This is a genomic window from Variovorax multivorans (genome assembly GCF_051216835.1).
Classification (GTDB): domain Bacteria; phylum Pseudomonadota; class Gammaproteobacteria; order Burkholderiales; family Burkholderiaceae_C; genus Variovorax.
The window spans coordinates 660,597-675,536 of sequence record NZ_JBPJZL010000002.1 but is presented as its reverse complement, the minus strand read 5'-3'; the positions used below and the strand labels follow the sequence as shown (position 1 = coordinate 675,536).

The 14,940-nt window shown below is 66.5% G+C and carries 13 protein-coding genes; 9 read left to right on the top strand and 4 right to left on the bottom strand.

Annotated elements, in window-relative coordinates:
* Positions 1–88 precede the first annotated feature (88 nt).
* Both ACSFCA_RS06760 and ACSFCA_RS06755 read left to right on the top strand, forming a co-directional pair.
* Positions 89–1,057, top strand: coding sequence for a zinc-binding alcohol dehydrogenase family protein (locus ACSFCA_RS06760; RefSeq protein ID WP_435459027.1), 969 nt, complete (start codon positions 89–91; stop codon positions 1,055–1,057).
* 117 nt (positions 1,058–1,174) lie between these two features.
* Positions 1,175–1,705: an RBBP9/YdeN family alpha/beta hydrolase gene (locus tag ACSFCA_RS06755; protein ID WP_435459026.1), complete on the top strand. Its 531-nt coding sequence runs from the start codon at positions 1,175–1,177 to the stop codon at positions 1,703–1,705.
* Positions 1,706–1,717: 12 nt separating this feature from the next.
* On the opposite strand, the gene ACSFCA_RS06750 is transcribed toward ACSFCA_RS06755, so the two are convergent.
* Positions 1,718–3,319, bottom strand: coding sequence for a phospholipase D family protein (locus ACSFCA_RS06750; RefSeq protein ID WP_258351000.1), 1,602 nt, complete (start codon positions 3,317–3,319; stop codon positions 1,718–1,720).
* A gap of 182 nt (positions 3,320–3,501) precedes the next feature.
* On the opposite strand from ACSFCA_RS06750, the gene ACSFCA_RS06745 reads away from it, so the two are divergent.
* From ACSFCA_RS06745 to ACSFCA_RS06730, 4 genes are all read left to right on the top strand, one after another.
* Positions 3,502–5,601 (top strand): TonB-dependent siderophore receptor, encoded by a 2,100-nt coding sequence (locus tag ACSFCA_RS06745; RefSeq protein ID WP_435459025.1) that lies wholly within the window; start codon positions 3,502–3,504, stop codon positions 5,599–5,601.
* 30 nt (positions 5,602–5,631) lie between these two features.
* A complete protein-coding gene (locus ACSFCA_RS06740) occupies positions 5,632–6,822 on the top strand; it encodes a PepSY-associated TM helix domain-containing protein (RefSeq protein ID WP_435459024.1) in 1,191 nt (396 codons plus the stop codon).
* On the top strand, positions 6,819–7,016 hold the full coding sequence (locus ACSFCA_RS06735) for a hypothetical protein (protein ID WP_435459023.1): 198 nt from the start codon (positions 6,819–6,821) through the stop codon (positions 7,014–7,016). Before ACSFCA_RS06740 ends, ACSFCA_RS06735 begins: the two co-directional genes overlap by 4 nt.
* 63 nt (positions 7,017–7,079) lie before the next feature.
* Positions 7,080–9,218 (top strand): TonB-dependent receptor domain-containing protein, encoded by a 2,139-nt coding sequence (locus ACSFCA_RS06730; RefSeq protein WP_435459022.1) that lies wholly within the window; start codon positions 7,080–7,082, stop codon positions 9,216–9,218.
* Between the two features lie 21 nt (positions 9,219–9,239).
* On the opposite strand, the gene metK is transcribed toward ACSFCA_RS06730, so the two are convergent.
* Complete coding sequence (metK, locus tag ACSFCA_RS06725) at positions 9,240–10,424, bottom strand: methionine adenosyltransferase (RefSeq protein WP_435459021.1); 1,185 nt, start codon at positions 10,422–10,424, stop codon at positions 9,240–9,242.
* A gap of 220 nt (positions 10,425–10,644) precedes the next feature.
* On the opposite strand from metK, the gene ACSFCA_RS06720 reads away from it, so the two are divergent.
* Positions 10,645–11,535, top strand: a complete 891-nt coding sequence (locus ACSFCA_RS06720) for a lysophospholipid acyltransferase family protein (RefSeq protein WP_435459020.1) — start codon at positions 10,645–10,647, stop codon at positions 11,533–11,535.
* Positions 11,532–12,416: an LpxL/LpxP family acyltransferase gene (locus ACSFCA_RS06715; RefSeq protein WP_258350994.1), complete on the top strand. Its 885-nt coding sequence runs from the start codon at positions 11,532–11,534 to the stop codon at positions 12,414–12,416. Before ACSFCA_RS06720 ends, ACSFCA_RS06715 begins: the two co-directional genes overlap by 4 nt.
* Here ACSFCA_RS06715 and ACSFCA_RS06710 read toward each other — a convergent pair.
* Positions 12,410–13,324, bottom strand: coding sequence for an alpha/beta fold hydrolase (locus ACSFCA_RS06710; protein ID WP_258350993.1), 915 nt, complete (start codon positions 13,322–13,324; stop codon positions 12,410–12,412). The genes ACSFCA_RS06715 and ACSFCA_RS06710 overlap by 7 nt on opposite strands.
* An 85-nt stretch (positions 13,325–13,409) precedes the next feature.
* Positions 13,410–14,159, bottom strand: a complete 750-nt coding sequence (gene yihA, locus ACSFCA_RS06705) for a ribosome biogenesis GTP-binding protein YihA/YsxC (RefSeq protein ID WP_435459019.1) — start codon at positions 14,157–14,159, stop codon at positions 13,410–13,412.
* Positions 14,160–14,231: 72 nt separating this feature from the next.
* Between yihA and ACSFCA_RS06700 the strand changes: the two genes are divergently transcribed.
* Positions 14,232–14,912, top strand: coding sequence for a c-type cytochrome (locus ACSFCA_RS06700; protein ID WP_093075895.1), 681 nt, complete (start codon positions 14,232–14,234; stop codon positions 14,910–14,912).
* Positions 14,913–14,940 lie beyond the last annotated feature (28 nt).

Here is a 14,940-nt window from a genome sequence, read left to right as displayed (position 1 = left end):
GAACGAAACAGCCCGGATGATGCGCCAGGATCATTAATGACTTTTTAAGATGTGCGAGAAGGCCATGAACGAAGTTGCGAGTAGAACCATGCGAGCCATCGTGCTGGATGCGCCCGGGCCGCCCGAAGCGCTGCACTATCGCGAGTTGCCCATACCGACGCCGCTCAAGGGGCAGGTGCTCATCAAGGTCCGCGCGTTCGGGCTCAATCGATCAGAGCTTCATACGCGGCTGGGGCTGGCGGAAGGCGTGACATTTCCCCGGGTGCTCGGCATCGAAGCCTGCGGGCAGGTCGCCGAATGCCCCGGAGGCGAGTTCGCGGTCGACCAGCAGGTGGTTGCGGTGATGGGGAACATGGGACGCACCTACGACGGCGGCTATGCCGAATACACCTGCGTGCCGGCCAGCCAGGTGATTCCGTTCAGGAGCACGCTTCCCTGGAGCACACTCGGCGCCGTGCCCGAGATGCTGCAGACGGCCTATGGCTCGCTGGTCAGCGCGCTCGACGCGCAACCTGGCCAATCGATCCTGGTGCGGGGCGGGACTTCGTCGGTTGGCCTGGCGACTGCCATTCTGGCCAGGCAGCGCGGCCTCGTGGTCTTCTCGACAACGCGCAACGCTGCAAAGCGGGATGTGCTCACGGCTGCCGGGGTCGACCACGTGATCGTCGATGACGGCGATGTGGCTTCGCAGGTCCGGAAGATCCTGCCGGGCGGCGTGGATCTCGCACTGGAGTTGGTCGGCACGCCTGCGTTGCCCGACACCTTGCGGGCGGTTCGGCCCAGGGGCGTCGTCTGTTTCACCGGAATGCTGTCGAACGAGTGGCTGGTCAAGGACTTCTATCCGATCGGCTACCTGAAGAACCTCGTGCGGCTTTGCGCGTACTCCGGCGATGCCTCCGACCTGCCTGCCTCGGTGCTCCAGGACTATCTGGATGGCGTGAGCGCGGGCAAGCTCAGCGTGCCTATCGACCATGTGTACGGCTTCGACGAGATCGTCGAAGCGCACAGGAAGATGGAGAGCAACAGCGCGGCCGGCAAGCTGGTGGTTGTCGTGTAGCAGGCCGCCCCGCCGATGACTTGAAGGTTTTCGGCCGCGTCTTCGAATGCCTTGCTCTTCCGGCCAGGTGGTCGCGCTTCATAGACTGAAGCGCATCGCTCAACGGGAGAACCGCGAATGGAAAATCCAGTCTTTGTCGTGCCTGGGCACGGCAATTCGGGCCCTGCGCATTGGCAGAGCTTGTGGCAGTCGGCTCGGCCGCAATGGCGCCGGTTGCAGGTCGATGATTGGGATCGGGCGGTTTGCGACGACTGGGTCTCGGCGCTGGAGCAGCAGGCAGGCGGATTGGGAAACGATCTCGTGGTCGTGGCGCACAGCCTGGGCTGCCTGGCCGTCGTGCATTGGGCGATGCGGTGCACGCCCCGGATTCGAGGCGCATTGCTCGTTGCAGTGCCTGACCCGCAGTCGGCCGCCTATCCGGCGGAAACGTCGTTGGGGTTCGAGCCACTGCCGTCTGCCCGGCTGCCGTTTCCGAGCATCGTGGTCGCCAGCAATGACGATCCGTATGGCAGCACGGCTTACGCGAGCGAGCGCGCACGCGCATGGGGCAGTGAGTTCGTCGAGGTGGGGGCGCTTGGGCACATCAACGCTGCCAGCGGCCTCGGCGACTGGCCCGAGGGCTACCGCCTGCTGCAGCGCTTGCTCTGAACCGGGCGCTGCCTACAGCTGGTCCGTGGGCACGAACCACGAGAACAGCAGCAGCTGCAGCCGTGTCAGCATGCTCGAGTCCGGCTCGCTGTCGAGCACCTCGTTGTCGACGTCGCCGGTGCCGACCCATTGCACGTTCTGGCCATCGGGCTTGAGCGTGACGCGGTAGACACCTTCGATGTCGTCGAGCTGGTAGGCGAAGAGCAGCGCCTGCGTCAGGTCGAAGCTGCGCACGCGCACGCCGAACTCGGTGTTCAGGCGAGCGGAGCGCGGGTCGAGGTTCATCGAGCCGAGCAGCACCCACTGCCGGTCGACCAGCGCCAGCTTGGCGTGCAGGCGGCCGCGCGCCTTCTTGAGCAGGTCGCGGAACTGGCCGCTGCGCCGCAACTGCTGGGTGCTGACCTCGTACAGGTTCACGCCCAGCTTGAGCATGTCGACGCGGTAGCGGTTGTAGTTGATGTTGACCAGCGGCTCGTCGCTGTCGGCCAGCGAATTGGTGATGACGGTGATGTTCACGCCGTGGTCGCGGCCCATGCGGATGCGCTCCATGCCCTCGTCGCCCGGAATGAAGTAGGGCGAGATCACCACCACGTTCGACTGGGCCGTGGCCAGCATTTCGTGAAAGCGCTGCGCCAGCGACTCCGTGGGATGCGCCATGACGCCCAGCGCCTTGTTGGGGCTGTCGGCGGAGGCATGGGCCTCGGCGCGCATCCACTTGGCCTCGTCGATGTTGGCAAGCTGGGCGGCCAGTGGCGGGTCGCCGAGCAGGTCGGTGGCGGCCAGCGGGTCGGGCGGCGGCGCGTGGGTGGGGGAGGTCGCTTCCTCGAAGTCGGTTTTGAGCTGCTGCGGCGTGCGGCTGGTGCTGGCCACCCTTTGCAGGGGGTAGACCACGTCGCTATTCCAGTAGGTGTCGAAGATGGCGGCGGACTCGGGGACAACCGGGCCGGCCAGCAGCACCTCGAAATCGATGAAGTTCGCGCTCTCGCTGCGCAGGAAGTATTCGTCGGCCAGGTTGCGGCCGCCCGCGATGGCCATGGCGCCGTCGGCCACGAACAGCTTGTTGTGCATGCGGTGGTTGAGGCGACGGAAGTCGGAGAAGAACTCCAGCCAGCGCCCCGACGAATGGTCGCGCGCGTTCACGAAGGGGTTGAACAGCCGGATCTCGGCATTGGGCTCGGCGGCAAGGCCCAGCAGCAGGCGGTCCATGCCGGCCGTGTAGAAGTCGTCGAGCAGCAGCCGCACGCGCACACCGCGCCGGGCGGCATTGCGCATTTCGCGCAGCAGCAGGCGGCCGGTCTTGTCGTTGCCGAGCTGGTAGGTCTGGATGTCGAGCGACGACTTGGCGCGCCGCATCAGCTCCAGCCGTGCATCGAGCGCGAAGGAGGCTTCGATCAGCGGCCGCATGCTGGTCAGGCCGTCGGGCGGGGAATTGAGGCTGACGGCCGCGCGGCCGAGCTCGGTGGCGGGCGAGGCCGCAATGGCCAGCGTCGGCGGTTCGGGCGTGCGCGGCGGGAGGCCGGCGCAGCCGGTCAGCGCAATGGCAGTCGCAAGGACCATCAGCCGCAAAGCCGGACCGCGCAGCGCGGGAAACAGAAAGGCAATGAGCTTGAGCATGAGGGCTGCCAACGCACGGGAAGCGTGCGGGCGGCATCGTAGCCGGTTCACCCCTGACCCGAAGACGCAATTTCGCAACGCAACGCCCTTCACTCAGGGCGGTGATTGGAGGAAGCGGAAATTTGTCACGACTAAAATGCGAATCGTTCGTATTAATCAAAATTTCGAGGAGTGGAGCAGGAATGAAGAGGTTGGTGGCGCGGCGCAAGGCTGCATCGGTGCTGATGGGGTGCCTGGCGATTTCCACACAGCACCAGGTGCTGGCCCAGACGACGAATGCGGGCTCGCTGCCCGAAGTGCGGGTCGACGCGAATGCCGAAGCCGAGACGGCGACTACGCCGGTGATCGGCTATCGTGCAAAAAACGCGGTCACCGCCACCAAGACCGACACGCCGCTGTCGGAAACGCCCCAGTCCGTGACCGTGATCACGCGCGACCAGATGGTCGACCAGGGCGCGATCAACGTGCAGGACGCGCTCAACTACGCGGCCGGCGTGCGCTCCGACGCCTACGGCCTCGATTCGCGAACCGACTCCGTGCGGGTGCGAGGCTCCACCCCCGACGTCTACCTCGACGGCCTTCGCCAGGCCTACGGCTACTACACCAGCACCACCCGCACCGAGCCCTACACGCTGGAGCGGCTCGAGGTGCTGCGCGGTCCCTCGGGCATGCTGTTCGGCGCCGGCACGGCCGCCGGCGTGGTCAACATGGTCAGCAAGCGCCCGCTGCAGGAGGCCCAGCGCGAAGTGGGCGTGCAGTTCGGCAGCTTCGGCCGCAAGCAGATTCAGGCCGATCTCACCGGTCCGCTCAACGCTGATGGCACCCTGTCGTACCGCCTGATCGCGCTGCAGCGCAAGTCCGACACGCAGGTCGACTACGTGCCCGACGACCGCAGCGTGATCGCGCCTTCGCTCACTTGGCGGCCCAACGCCATGACCTCGCTGACGTTGCAAGGTCTCTGGCAGAAGGACAAGAGTGGCAGCAGTTCGCAGTTCCTGCCGTGGCAGGGCACGCTGCTGCCCAACCCGAACGGCCGCGTGCCGACCAGCCGCTTCATCGGCGAGCCGGGTGACTACTACGACAGCGAGCGCAAGACCTTCGGCTGGCAGTTCGAGCACAAGTTCAACGACAGCTGGACGCTGCGCCAGAACTTCCGCTACGCGCGCAACGAAAACGACAACCGCTACCACTACGGCGGCGCGTTCGCGGGGGCCGAAAGCTGGGATGCCACCGACCCGATCTTCAAGCGCGTGCTGGGCCGCTACTACGACAGCTCGCTCACGCGCAACCGCACGCAGACGCTCGACAACCACGTCGAGGGCCACTTCCAGACCGGCGCCTTGAAGCACACGCTGCTTGTGGGCGCGGACTTCGCACGCCAGCGCGAGAACGTCTGGGTCGGCACGACCTTCGACACCATCGACATCTATGCGCCGGTCTACGGCCATCTCGACGAGCCCGTGCGCGACGCGCGGCCACGCACCCGCCAGCGCCAGACGGGTGTCTACCTGCAGGACCAGATCAAGCTCGACAACTGGATCTTCGTGGCGGGCCTTCGCCACGACAGGGCGGTGTCCAGCGCTGCGGGCAGCGACGACGAGAAAAGCAGCGCCACCACCAAGCGCTTGGGCCTGATGTATGCCTCGCCCTCGGGCTGGTCGCCGTATGTGAGCTACAGCGAGTCGTTCACGCCCCAGGCCGCGCGCGAGGGCCGCCTCTTCAAGCCGCTGCGCGGCGAGCAGTGGGAAGTGGGCGTGAAGTACGAGCCCAAGGACCGCGCCCTGGCCTTCAGCGCCGCGGTGTACGACCTGCGCGAGAAGAACCAGATCAGCGAGCCGCAGCTCAAGGTGTTCACGCAGCTCGGCGAAACCAGGACCCGCGGCGTGGAGCTGGAGGCCAAGGGCTCGATCGGCCCGAACCTCGACCTCATCGCCCACTACAACTACACCGACGCCGACGCACTGATCGAGGGCCTGCCCAAGCACCAGGCGAGCGTCTGGGCCAAGTACAAGTTCTCGGTTGGCGGCGTGAACGGCTTCTCGGCCGGTGCCGGGCTGCGCATGATGAGTTCGTTCCGCGACATGCAGTCGGGCGTGGGCCCGCGCATACCGGGCGTTGCGCTGGCCGACCTCGTGTTCGCCTACGAAACCGCCGCCTGGCGCTATGCGCTCAACATCAACAACGTGACGGACAAGGTCTACTTCAGCACCTGCCTGTCGCGTGGTGATTGCTGGTACGGCTCGCGCCGCAACATCGTCGCAAGCGCCACCTACCGTTTCTAGAATCCCTTTCTTCATCAGAGCCACCACGACATGAACAGCCGAAAGATCAAGACCTGGGCCTGGGTGCACAAGTGGAGCAGCCTCGTGTGCACGGTGTTCATGCTGCTGCTGTGCATCACGGGGCTGCCGCTGATCTTCCACCACGAGATCGGCCACCTGCTGGGCACCGAGGTAGAGGCGCCGAAGATGCCGGCGGGCACGCCGCACATCAGCCTCGACCGCGTGCTCGACATTGCGAAGGCGAAGCACCCCGACCGCGTGGTGCAGTTCGCCTCGCAGCCCGAGGACGACGACGGCCTGTGGTTCGTCACGCTCACGCCCACGCCGGAAGCCACGGACGACTTCAAGTCGGTCGCGGTCGATGCGCGCACGGGCGAGGTGCTCGCGCAGCCGAAGTTCGACGAAGGCTTCATGTACGTGATGTTCAAGCTGCACGTCGACCTCTTCGCGGGACTGCCGGGCAAGCTGTTCCTCGGCCTCATGGGCCTGCTGCTGCTGGTGGCCGTTGTCTCGGGCGTGGTGCTGTATTCGCCGTTCATGCGCAAGCTCGACTTCGGCACGGTGCGGCGCGAGAAGCGGCCGCGCCTGAAGTGGCTCGACCTGCACAACCTGCTGGGCATCGTCACGCTGGTGTGGGTGTTCGTGGTGGGCGCCACCGGCATGATCAACACGTGGGCCGACCTGCTCATCAAGTACTGGCAGTACGACCAGCTCAGCGCGCTCATGACGCCCTACAAGAACGAGCCCATCGTGGCGGTGAACGAACGCGGCTCGGTGCAGCGCTCGATGGATGCCGCGATGCAGAAGGCGCCCGGCACGAAGCTGTCGTTCATCGCGTTCCCGGGCACATCGTTCTCGAGCCCGCATCACACCACTTTCTTCCTGCGCGGCAACGAGCCCTTCACCTCGAAGCTCTTCCAGCCGGTGCTGGTCGACGCCAAGACGGCGGAGGTGACCGCGTCGCCGAAGCTGCCCTGGTACCTCTGGGCGCTGCTGGTGTCGCAGCCGCTGCACTTCGGCGACTACGGCGGCATGCCGATGCAGATCATCTGGGCGCTGCTCGACATTGCGACGATCATCGTGCTGGGCAGCGGGCTGTATCTGTGGCTCAAGCGGGGCAACCCCGTGCCTGCATCCCGCAAGAAGACGGCTGCGCATGAGCAGCATGCGCCTGCCGCCCCGCAGGGCGAGCCGGCTCCGGCGATGAAGGTTCAGGCATGAAGCCGCATCAACACCATCAAAGCTTCTGGCGCATGTGGGGCTGGCCGATCGTGCTCGGCCTGCTGACGACCTTCGGACTGATCTCGGCACTTTTCAGCGATGGCGGGCTGGGCGACATCCTGGCCTGGATCGCACTGGGCATTCCGTGCGTGGTGGGCGCCTGGTATGGCTGGCGCAAGGCGCCGCAGCGCTAGTTTTCCCTGAGAGTCGCGCCACCGCGACACGCGTAGCTGGTGTGCCGAAGCAGAATCGGCGCGATGAAACTTGCGCCTGTTGCCGCCGCCTGCCTTCTCTTGCTGGGTGTTCCGCTGGCCGCGCAGGCCCAGCAGGAGCCATCGGCCGATCCTGACACCAGCGGCGCGCGTCTGCGCGAGATCACCGTCTCCACGCCACGCGGCGAAGTCGCGCCTTTCAACGTGCCAGGCTCGGTCGACCGCGTCGACGGCGACGAGATGCGCGGCAGCCGCCTGCAGGTCAATCTCTCCGAAAGCCTCGGCGCGGTGCCGGGGCTGCAGGTGCAGAACCGGTTGAACTACGCGCAAGACCTGCAACTGTCCATCCGCGGTTTCGGTGCGCGCTCGACCTTCGGCGTGCGTGGCGTGCGGCTGTATGTCGACGGCATTCCCGCGACCTTGCCCGACGGCCAGGGGCAGACTTCGAACATCGACATCGGCTCGCTGGACCGGGTCGAAGTGCTGCGCGGGCCGTTCTCGGCGCTCTACGGCAATTCGTCGGGCGGCGTGGTGCAGGCCTTCACTGCTTCGGGCGAGGGTGCACCGCGGCTGGCGTACTCGCTCGCGGGTGGCAGCTTTGGCACCTGGCGGCAGTCGCTGCAATTGAGCGGATCGCAGGGGGCGGTGGACTATCTGCTCGACGCGAGCCGCTTCCACACCGACGGCTGGCGCGAGCACAGCGCGGCGCGGCGCGACATCGCCAATGGCAAGCTCGGCATTGCGCTGGACAACGGCGACAAGCTGACGCTGATCTTCAACAGCGTGCGCATCGACGCACAAGACCCGCTGGGCCTCACGGCCGACCAGTACGCGCTGGCGCCGCGCAACGCCCCGCTGGCCACGCAGTACAACACCCGCAAGACCGTCGAACAGACGCAGGCCGGCCTGCTCTATGAGCACCGCATCGACGCGACGCAGGGGTTGCGCCTCATGGTCTACGGCGGCGAGCGCAAGACCACGCAGTTCCAGTCGATCCCGCCATCTGCGCAGCAGAACCCGCTGCATGCGGGCGGCGTGATCGACCTGTCGCGGCAGTATGGCGGCGTTGACCTGCGCTGGAACGCCGCGCTCACGCTGGCCGACCGACCACTCGACGTGGTGGCGGGCCTGGCCTACGACAGCCTGCGCGAAAAGCGGCGCGGCTACGAGAACTACCTCGGACCGGTCTCGGCGCCGGTGCTCGGCGTGCAGGGGCGACTCAGGCGCAACGAGCTCAACGAGGCGTGGAATCTCGATCCTTACGCGCAAGCCAGCTGGCGCTTCACCGACCGTTGGACGCTCGAGGCCGGCGTGCGCCGCAGCAGCGTGCATTTCAACTCGCAGGATCGCTACATCGTCGGGGCGAACCGCGACGACAGTGGCAGCGCGCGCTACAGCAAGACCTTGCCCGTGGCCTCGCTGCGCTACCAGGCGACGCAGGACCTGGCGCTGTACGGCTCCATCGGTCGCGGCTTCGAGACGCCGACGCTGAACGAGCTTTCTTATCGGGTGAACGGTGCGAGCGGGCTCAACTTTGCGCTGCGGCCTTCGGTGAACGACAGCATCGAGATCGGAGCCAAGGCGCGGCTTGCCGGTGGCCTGCTGACGGCGGCGCTGTTCCAGACCCGCACGCGCGACGAGATCGTCACGGACACCAACGTTGGCGGTCGCGCCACTTTCCAGAACGCGGGCCGCACCAGACGCAATGGCTTCGAGCTGGGGTGGCAGCACGAGACCGCGAATCACTGGCGCACGCAGCTGGCCTACACGTGGCTGGACGCGACGTATCGCGATGCCTTCTGTTCGCCGTCGCCGTGCGCAGCTGCGAACACCGTGGCGGCGGGCAATCGCATTCCGGGCATTGCACGGCAGTCGCTGTTCGCATCGCTGGGCTGGGTGCCGCCCGAGGGCTGGCGCGCCGGCGTCGAGATGCGCGCGCTGGGCCGAATGCAGGCCAACGACGTCAACACCGCGAGCGCGCCGGGCTATGCCGTCGCGGCGGTGTATGCGGGCTACCTGACGAAATGGGAGCGTTGGGAGTTCAACGCCTTTGCGCGTGTCGACAACCTGTTCGACCGGCGCTACGTGGGCTCGGTCATCGTCAACGAGGGCAATGCGCGCTATTACGAGCCTGCGCCGGGCCGTAACTGGACGGTGGGCTTGAGCGGCGCTTACCGCTTCTGACCCACCGCCACTTGTCGCTTCTTACTTGAGGCCGGCAGCCGCGCGCAGGGCGGGCGCCTGCGTCGTCGCTTCCCAGGTGAACTCGGGCTCTTCGCGGCCGAAGTGGCCGTAGGCGGCGGTCTTCTGGTAGATCGGCCGCAGCAGGTCGAGCATCTGGATGATGCCCTTCGGACGCAGGTCGAAGTGCTCGCGCACGAGTTCGGCGATCTTGTCGTCGGGGATCACGCCGGTGCCTTCGGTGTAGACCGTGATGTTCATCGGCTCGGCCACGCCGATGGCGTATGCCACCTGGATCTGGCACTGGCGCGCGATGCCGGCGGCCACGATGTTCTTGGCCACATAGCGCGCGGCGTAGGCGGCCGAGCGGTCGACCTTCGACGGGTCCTTGCCGGAGAACGCACCGCCGCCGTGCGGGCAGGCGCCGCCGTAGGTGTCGACGATGATCTTGCGGCCGGTGAGGCCGCAGTCGCCCTGCGGGCCGCCGATGACGAAGCGGCCGGTCGGGTTGATCAGGTAGCGCGTGTCCTTGAGCCACTCCTTGGGCAGTACCGGCTTGATGATCTCCTCGATGATGGCTTCGTTGAACGAGGCCTTCATCTTGGTCGAGGTTTCGCTCTGGTCGGGGCTGTGCTGGGTGGAGAGCACCACGGTGTCGATGCTGTGCGGCTTGCCGTCCACGTAGCGCATCGTCACCTGGCTCTTGGCGTCGGGGCGCAGGAAGGGCAGGCGGCCGTCCTTGCGCAACTGGGCCTGGCGCTCGACGAGGCGGTGCGCGTAGTAGATGGGCGCGGGCATCAGCTCGGGCGTTTCGTCGCAGGCGTAGCCGAACATCAGGCCCTGGTCGCCGGCACCGGTGTTCAGGTGGTCGTCCGATGCATGGTCCACGCCCTGGGCGATGTCGTTGGACTGCTTGTCGTAGCAGACCATCACGGCGCAACCCTTGTAGTCGATGCCGTACTCGGTGTTGTCGTAGCCGATACGCTTGATGGTGTCGCGCGCCACCTGGATGTAGTCGACATGCGCGTTGGTCGTGATTTCGCCGGCTAGCACGACCAGGCCGGTGTTGGTCAGCGTCTCGGCGGCCACGCGGCTGCGGGGGTCCTGCTCGAAGATCGCGTCAAGGATTGCGTCCGAGATCTGGTCGGCTACCTTGTCGGGGTGGCCTTCGGAAACCGATTCGGAAGTGAAGAGGAAATCGTTCGCCATTTGTTCAAACTCCTTGAAGTGGTTGGCGCGTTGCCAACTCTGCGGAGCCATGGCGAACGCTTTAGCAGATGCCGATGAATCGGCCGGGGCACAATCGCTTCGCGCTTGTGTTTGTCGCCCTGCAAGTTGTTCCGTAACTCGGCGACAATTTGCATTCTATTCGAGCCGCGCAATACCATGCGCGCGCGTCCGTTTTTTGACCCCCTCCCTCCCGTTTTCAATGATCACCCTGTTCCGCCTGCTTGCCCGCGTGCCGATGCCGTTGATGCATCGACTCGGCGCCATGCTGGGCTGGCTGGTCTGGTGGAGCGCGCCGGACTATCGCCGCCGCTTCAAGGCCAACGCCGAGAGCGCGGGCTTCGTCCCCGACCAGTACCGTCCCGCCATTGCCGCCGCCGGCAAGATGGCTTCCGAGCTCCCCTGGCTCTGGCTGCGCCCGCAGGGCCAGACCGTGCTGCACCGGGTGGTGCGCTGGGAGGGCGTCGAGGCCTTCGAGGCGGCCATGCAGGCCAAAAAGGGCGTGATCCTGGTCGCGCCGCACCTCGGCAGCTGGGAGATGTGCGGCCAGGCCATCGGCGAGCGCTTTCTCGCGGCCTATGGGCCGATCACGGCGCTGTTTCGCCCCGCGCGCAAGAAGTGGATGGCTGACCTGATCGCCGCCGGTTCGCGCGATCGGCCCGGCCTGCAGACGCTGCCCACCAACAACAGCGGCGTGCGCGGCCTGATCCGCACGCTGCGCGGCGGGGGCTACACCGGCATCCTGCCCGACCAGGTGCCGCCGCTGGGGCAGGGCGTGTGGGCGCCGTTCCTGGGGCGTCCGGCCTACACCATGACCCTGCTTCCCCGCCTTGCGCAACAGACCGGCGCGGCCTGCTTCCTCAGCGTGTGCGAGCGCCTGCCGAATGGCGCGGGCTACGTGATCCGCTTCGAACCCATCGTCGGCACGGCGCTGACCGACCCGTCGGCTTCCATCGAGGACGCGTCGGCTGCCATGAACGACGCCATCGGCCGGCTGATCCACAGCCTGCCGGGCCAGTACGTCTGGGACTACGCCCGCTACAAGGAGCCGCGCGCCGAGCGCGTGGCCGCCGCTGCCGGGGAGGCCGCATGAGCCTCGGTTCCCGACTCGGCATCGGCTTCATGCGCGTGATCGCGCCGCTGCCGTTGCCGCTCGTGCGCGGCTTCGGCGCGTTCCTCGGCCGCATCCTCCACACCGTCGCCGTGCCGCGGCGGCGCGTGGTCGACACCAACCTGGCGGTCTGCTTCCCCGAGAAATCGGAGGCCGAGCGGCGCGCCATCGCGCGCCAGACCTTCGTCTACGTGGCGCAGTCCTGGCTGGACCGCAGCTGGCTATGGCATGCGCCCGAAAAGGTGGTGTCGAGCCGGCTCAAGGTGGTCGGGGCCGCTTCGGAGATCCGCGAGATCGCCGACGGCGATGAGCCAATGATCCTGTTCGCACCGCATTTCTATGGCCTCGACGCCGCGGCCACCGCGCTGACCATGCACACGGCGCGCCCTTCGGCCACCATCTACACGACCCAGCGTGACCCGATGGTCGACGCCTGGATCCGCGAAGGCCGCACCCGCTTCGGCGACGTGGCGGCGCTCAACCGGGTGGACGGCATCAAGCCGGTGCTGCAGGGCCTGCGCAAGGGCGGCCTGCTGTACCTGCTGCCCGACATGGACTTCGGGCGTGACCAGACCATTTTTGTGCCGTTCTACGGCGTGCAGGCGGCCACCGTGCCCTCGCTGTCGCGATTCGCGCGGCTGGGCAAGGCCAAGGTTGTGCCGGTGGTGTCGAAGCTCACGCCCGGGGGCTACGAGATCGAGATCCTGCCGACCTGGCAGAACTTCCCGACCGACGACGTCGAGGCCGACACGACGCTCATGAACACGCGGCTGCAGGGCTACATCGACACGATGCCTGCCCAGTACTACTGGGTGCATCGCCGGTTCAAGACCCGCCCGGAGGGCGAGCCGCCGATTTACTGATTGCGCTGCAGGAAGCCCTCGATCTCGCGGGCAACCAGCTGCGGCTGCTCGTGCACGATCCAGTGGGTCGCGTTCGGCACCTTCTTCACTTCGAGCTTCGGCACGTAGTCTTCCAGCCCTTCGAGCAGGCCGGGCAGCAGCGCAGCGTCGTCGAGCGCCCAGAACACGAAGGTCGGCACGTCCACCGTGAGCCGTTCGCGTGGCAGCACGGGAATGCCGTCGATGGTCTGGCCCGGGAGCGGCGGCTTCATCGGCGTCACGCGGTAGAGGTTGCAAGCGCCCGTGAGGCCCGCGCCCCAGACCTCGCGGTACTTCTGCTTCACCTCTTCGGTGAGCCAGCCGAAGCCGTCGGGGCCGGCCTTCATCAGCAGGAAGAAGGGCCACATGCGCTTGAAGTCGTCGGCCGCGAGCAGCCCCTCGGCGTCGGGGCGCGCGAGGAAGTTCATGTAGGCGCTCGCTTGCTGCTGCTCCGGGCTGTTGCGCAGTTCGCGGGTGAAGGTGCCTGGGTGCGGCGAATTGATGATGACCAGCTTGCCGACCTGCTGCGGGAATGCGTTGGCATAGCCCCAGGCAAAGGCGCCGCCCCAGTCGTGGGCCACCAGCGCGGCCATCGTGCCGTCGGCGCTTTCGGTCGCGACGAGCTGCTGGATGTCCTGGATCAGCAGGTGAGCCTTGTAGGCCGCTACTTCCGTCGGCGCGCTCGACTTTTCGAAGCCGCGCAGGTTGGGCGCCACGCAGCGGTAGCCGCCATGGGCGGGGTCTGCGAAGTATTCGAGCAGTTCGTCCCAGATGAACGCGGCCTCGGGGAAGCCGTGGAGGAACACCATCAGCGGCTGGCCCGGCTTGCCGGCGGCGCGGCAGCTCAGGGTGGTGCCGTTGGGCAGGCTGCGTTGGAAGGTCTCGATCATGCTTCTTGTCTCCTTGGGTTGACTGTCGCTATTGTTTTGATAGTGAACTGCGCAGATGGGACGGTCGGTACAGCCTGTTTTGTGGTCAGGCCTCTTCTGGCTCAGCCGGTGGCTCCGGTGCCGTTGCCGGTGCGGCAGCCCCATCCGGATGCACCCAGCGCCACAGCAGTTCGGCTGCTTCGCCAACGCCCTGCTTCTTCAAAGCCGAGAACAGTTTCACCTCGCCGCCGCCGGCGTTCAGTCGCGTAATGGACAGCACCTTGGCGGCTTCGCTGCGAGTGAGCTTGTCGGACTTGGTCAGCAGCACAAGGAACTTGAGGCCCTGCTCCACGCGCGGGCGGATCACGTCGAGCAGGATCTCGTCGAGCTCAGTCAGGCCGTGGCGCGGGTCGCACATCAGCACCACGCCGCGCAGGCTTTCGCGCGTCATCAGGTAGTTGCCCATCACGCGCTGCCAGCGCAGCTTGGCCTCGCGCGGCACGGCCGCATAGCCGTAGCCGGGCAGGTCGGCCAGCACCGCGTCGTCGACCTTCTGCTTGCCGATGCCGAACAGGTTGATGTGCTGCGTGCGGCCGGGTGTCTTGGAGGCGAAGGCCAGGCGCGTCTGCTGCGTGAGTGTGTTTATGGCGGTCGACTTGCCGGCGTTGGAGCGGCCGACGAAGGCGATCTCGGGCAGGTCGACGGGGGGCAGATGCTCCAGCTGGGGGGCGCTGGTGAGGAAGTGGGCGGTGTGCAGCCAGCCGAGCGCAACGCGCTCGCGTTCAGCGACCTGGGGGTCCGCGGCGGGGGCCGCGCGGGGAGGATAGGCAGCGGGCTTGGCGCGCGGGGAGGGCATCTACGGACTTTCGAAACAAGACCCACATTGTAGAATCGTGAGGTTTTGCGCCATAAATTCGAAGCCCCCGATATGAAGTTGTTTGCCAATATTCTGCTTGCAGCCCTCGTGGGCATCGCATCCAGCGCGAGTTTTGCAGCCGATGAACACGCGGCTGCTCCGGCCGCGGCGCCTGCAAAACCGGCCAAGCCGGACCCCGCCAAGGGGGACACGCTGTTCAATGCGAGCACTCCAACAGTGCAGAGCTGCGCCTCGTGCCACAACGCCGACGGCAACTCGACCATCGCGGCCAATCCCAAGCTGGCACAACAGCATCCCGAATACATCCTCAAGCAGCTGGAAGACTTCAAGTCCGGCAAGCGCAAGAACAGCGTCATGAGTCCCATGGCTGCGAACCTCAGTGACCAGGACATGCGCGACATCGCCTGGTTCGTGGCTTCGAAGAAGGTCAAGACCGGCTTCTCGAAGAGCAAGGACACCGTGGCCTTGGGCGAGAAGATCTACCGCGGCGGTATCGGTGAGCGCTCCATCCCCGCCTGCGCCGGCTGCCACAGCCCCAACGGCGCCGGCTTGCCCGCTCAATACCCGCGCCTGGGCGGCCAGAACGCCGACTACACCGTGGCCCAGCTCAAGGCCTTCCGTGGCGACGGCACCCCGGTGCGTACCAACAGCGGCCCCATGACCGGCGTCGCTGCCAAGCTCAACGACCGCGAAATTGCCGCCGTGGCGGACTACATTGCCGGCTTGCGCTGATGACGATGCGCTCCAGAGCGTGAACTAA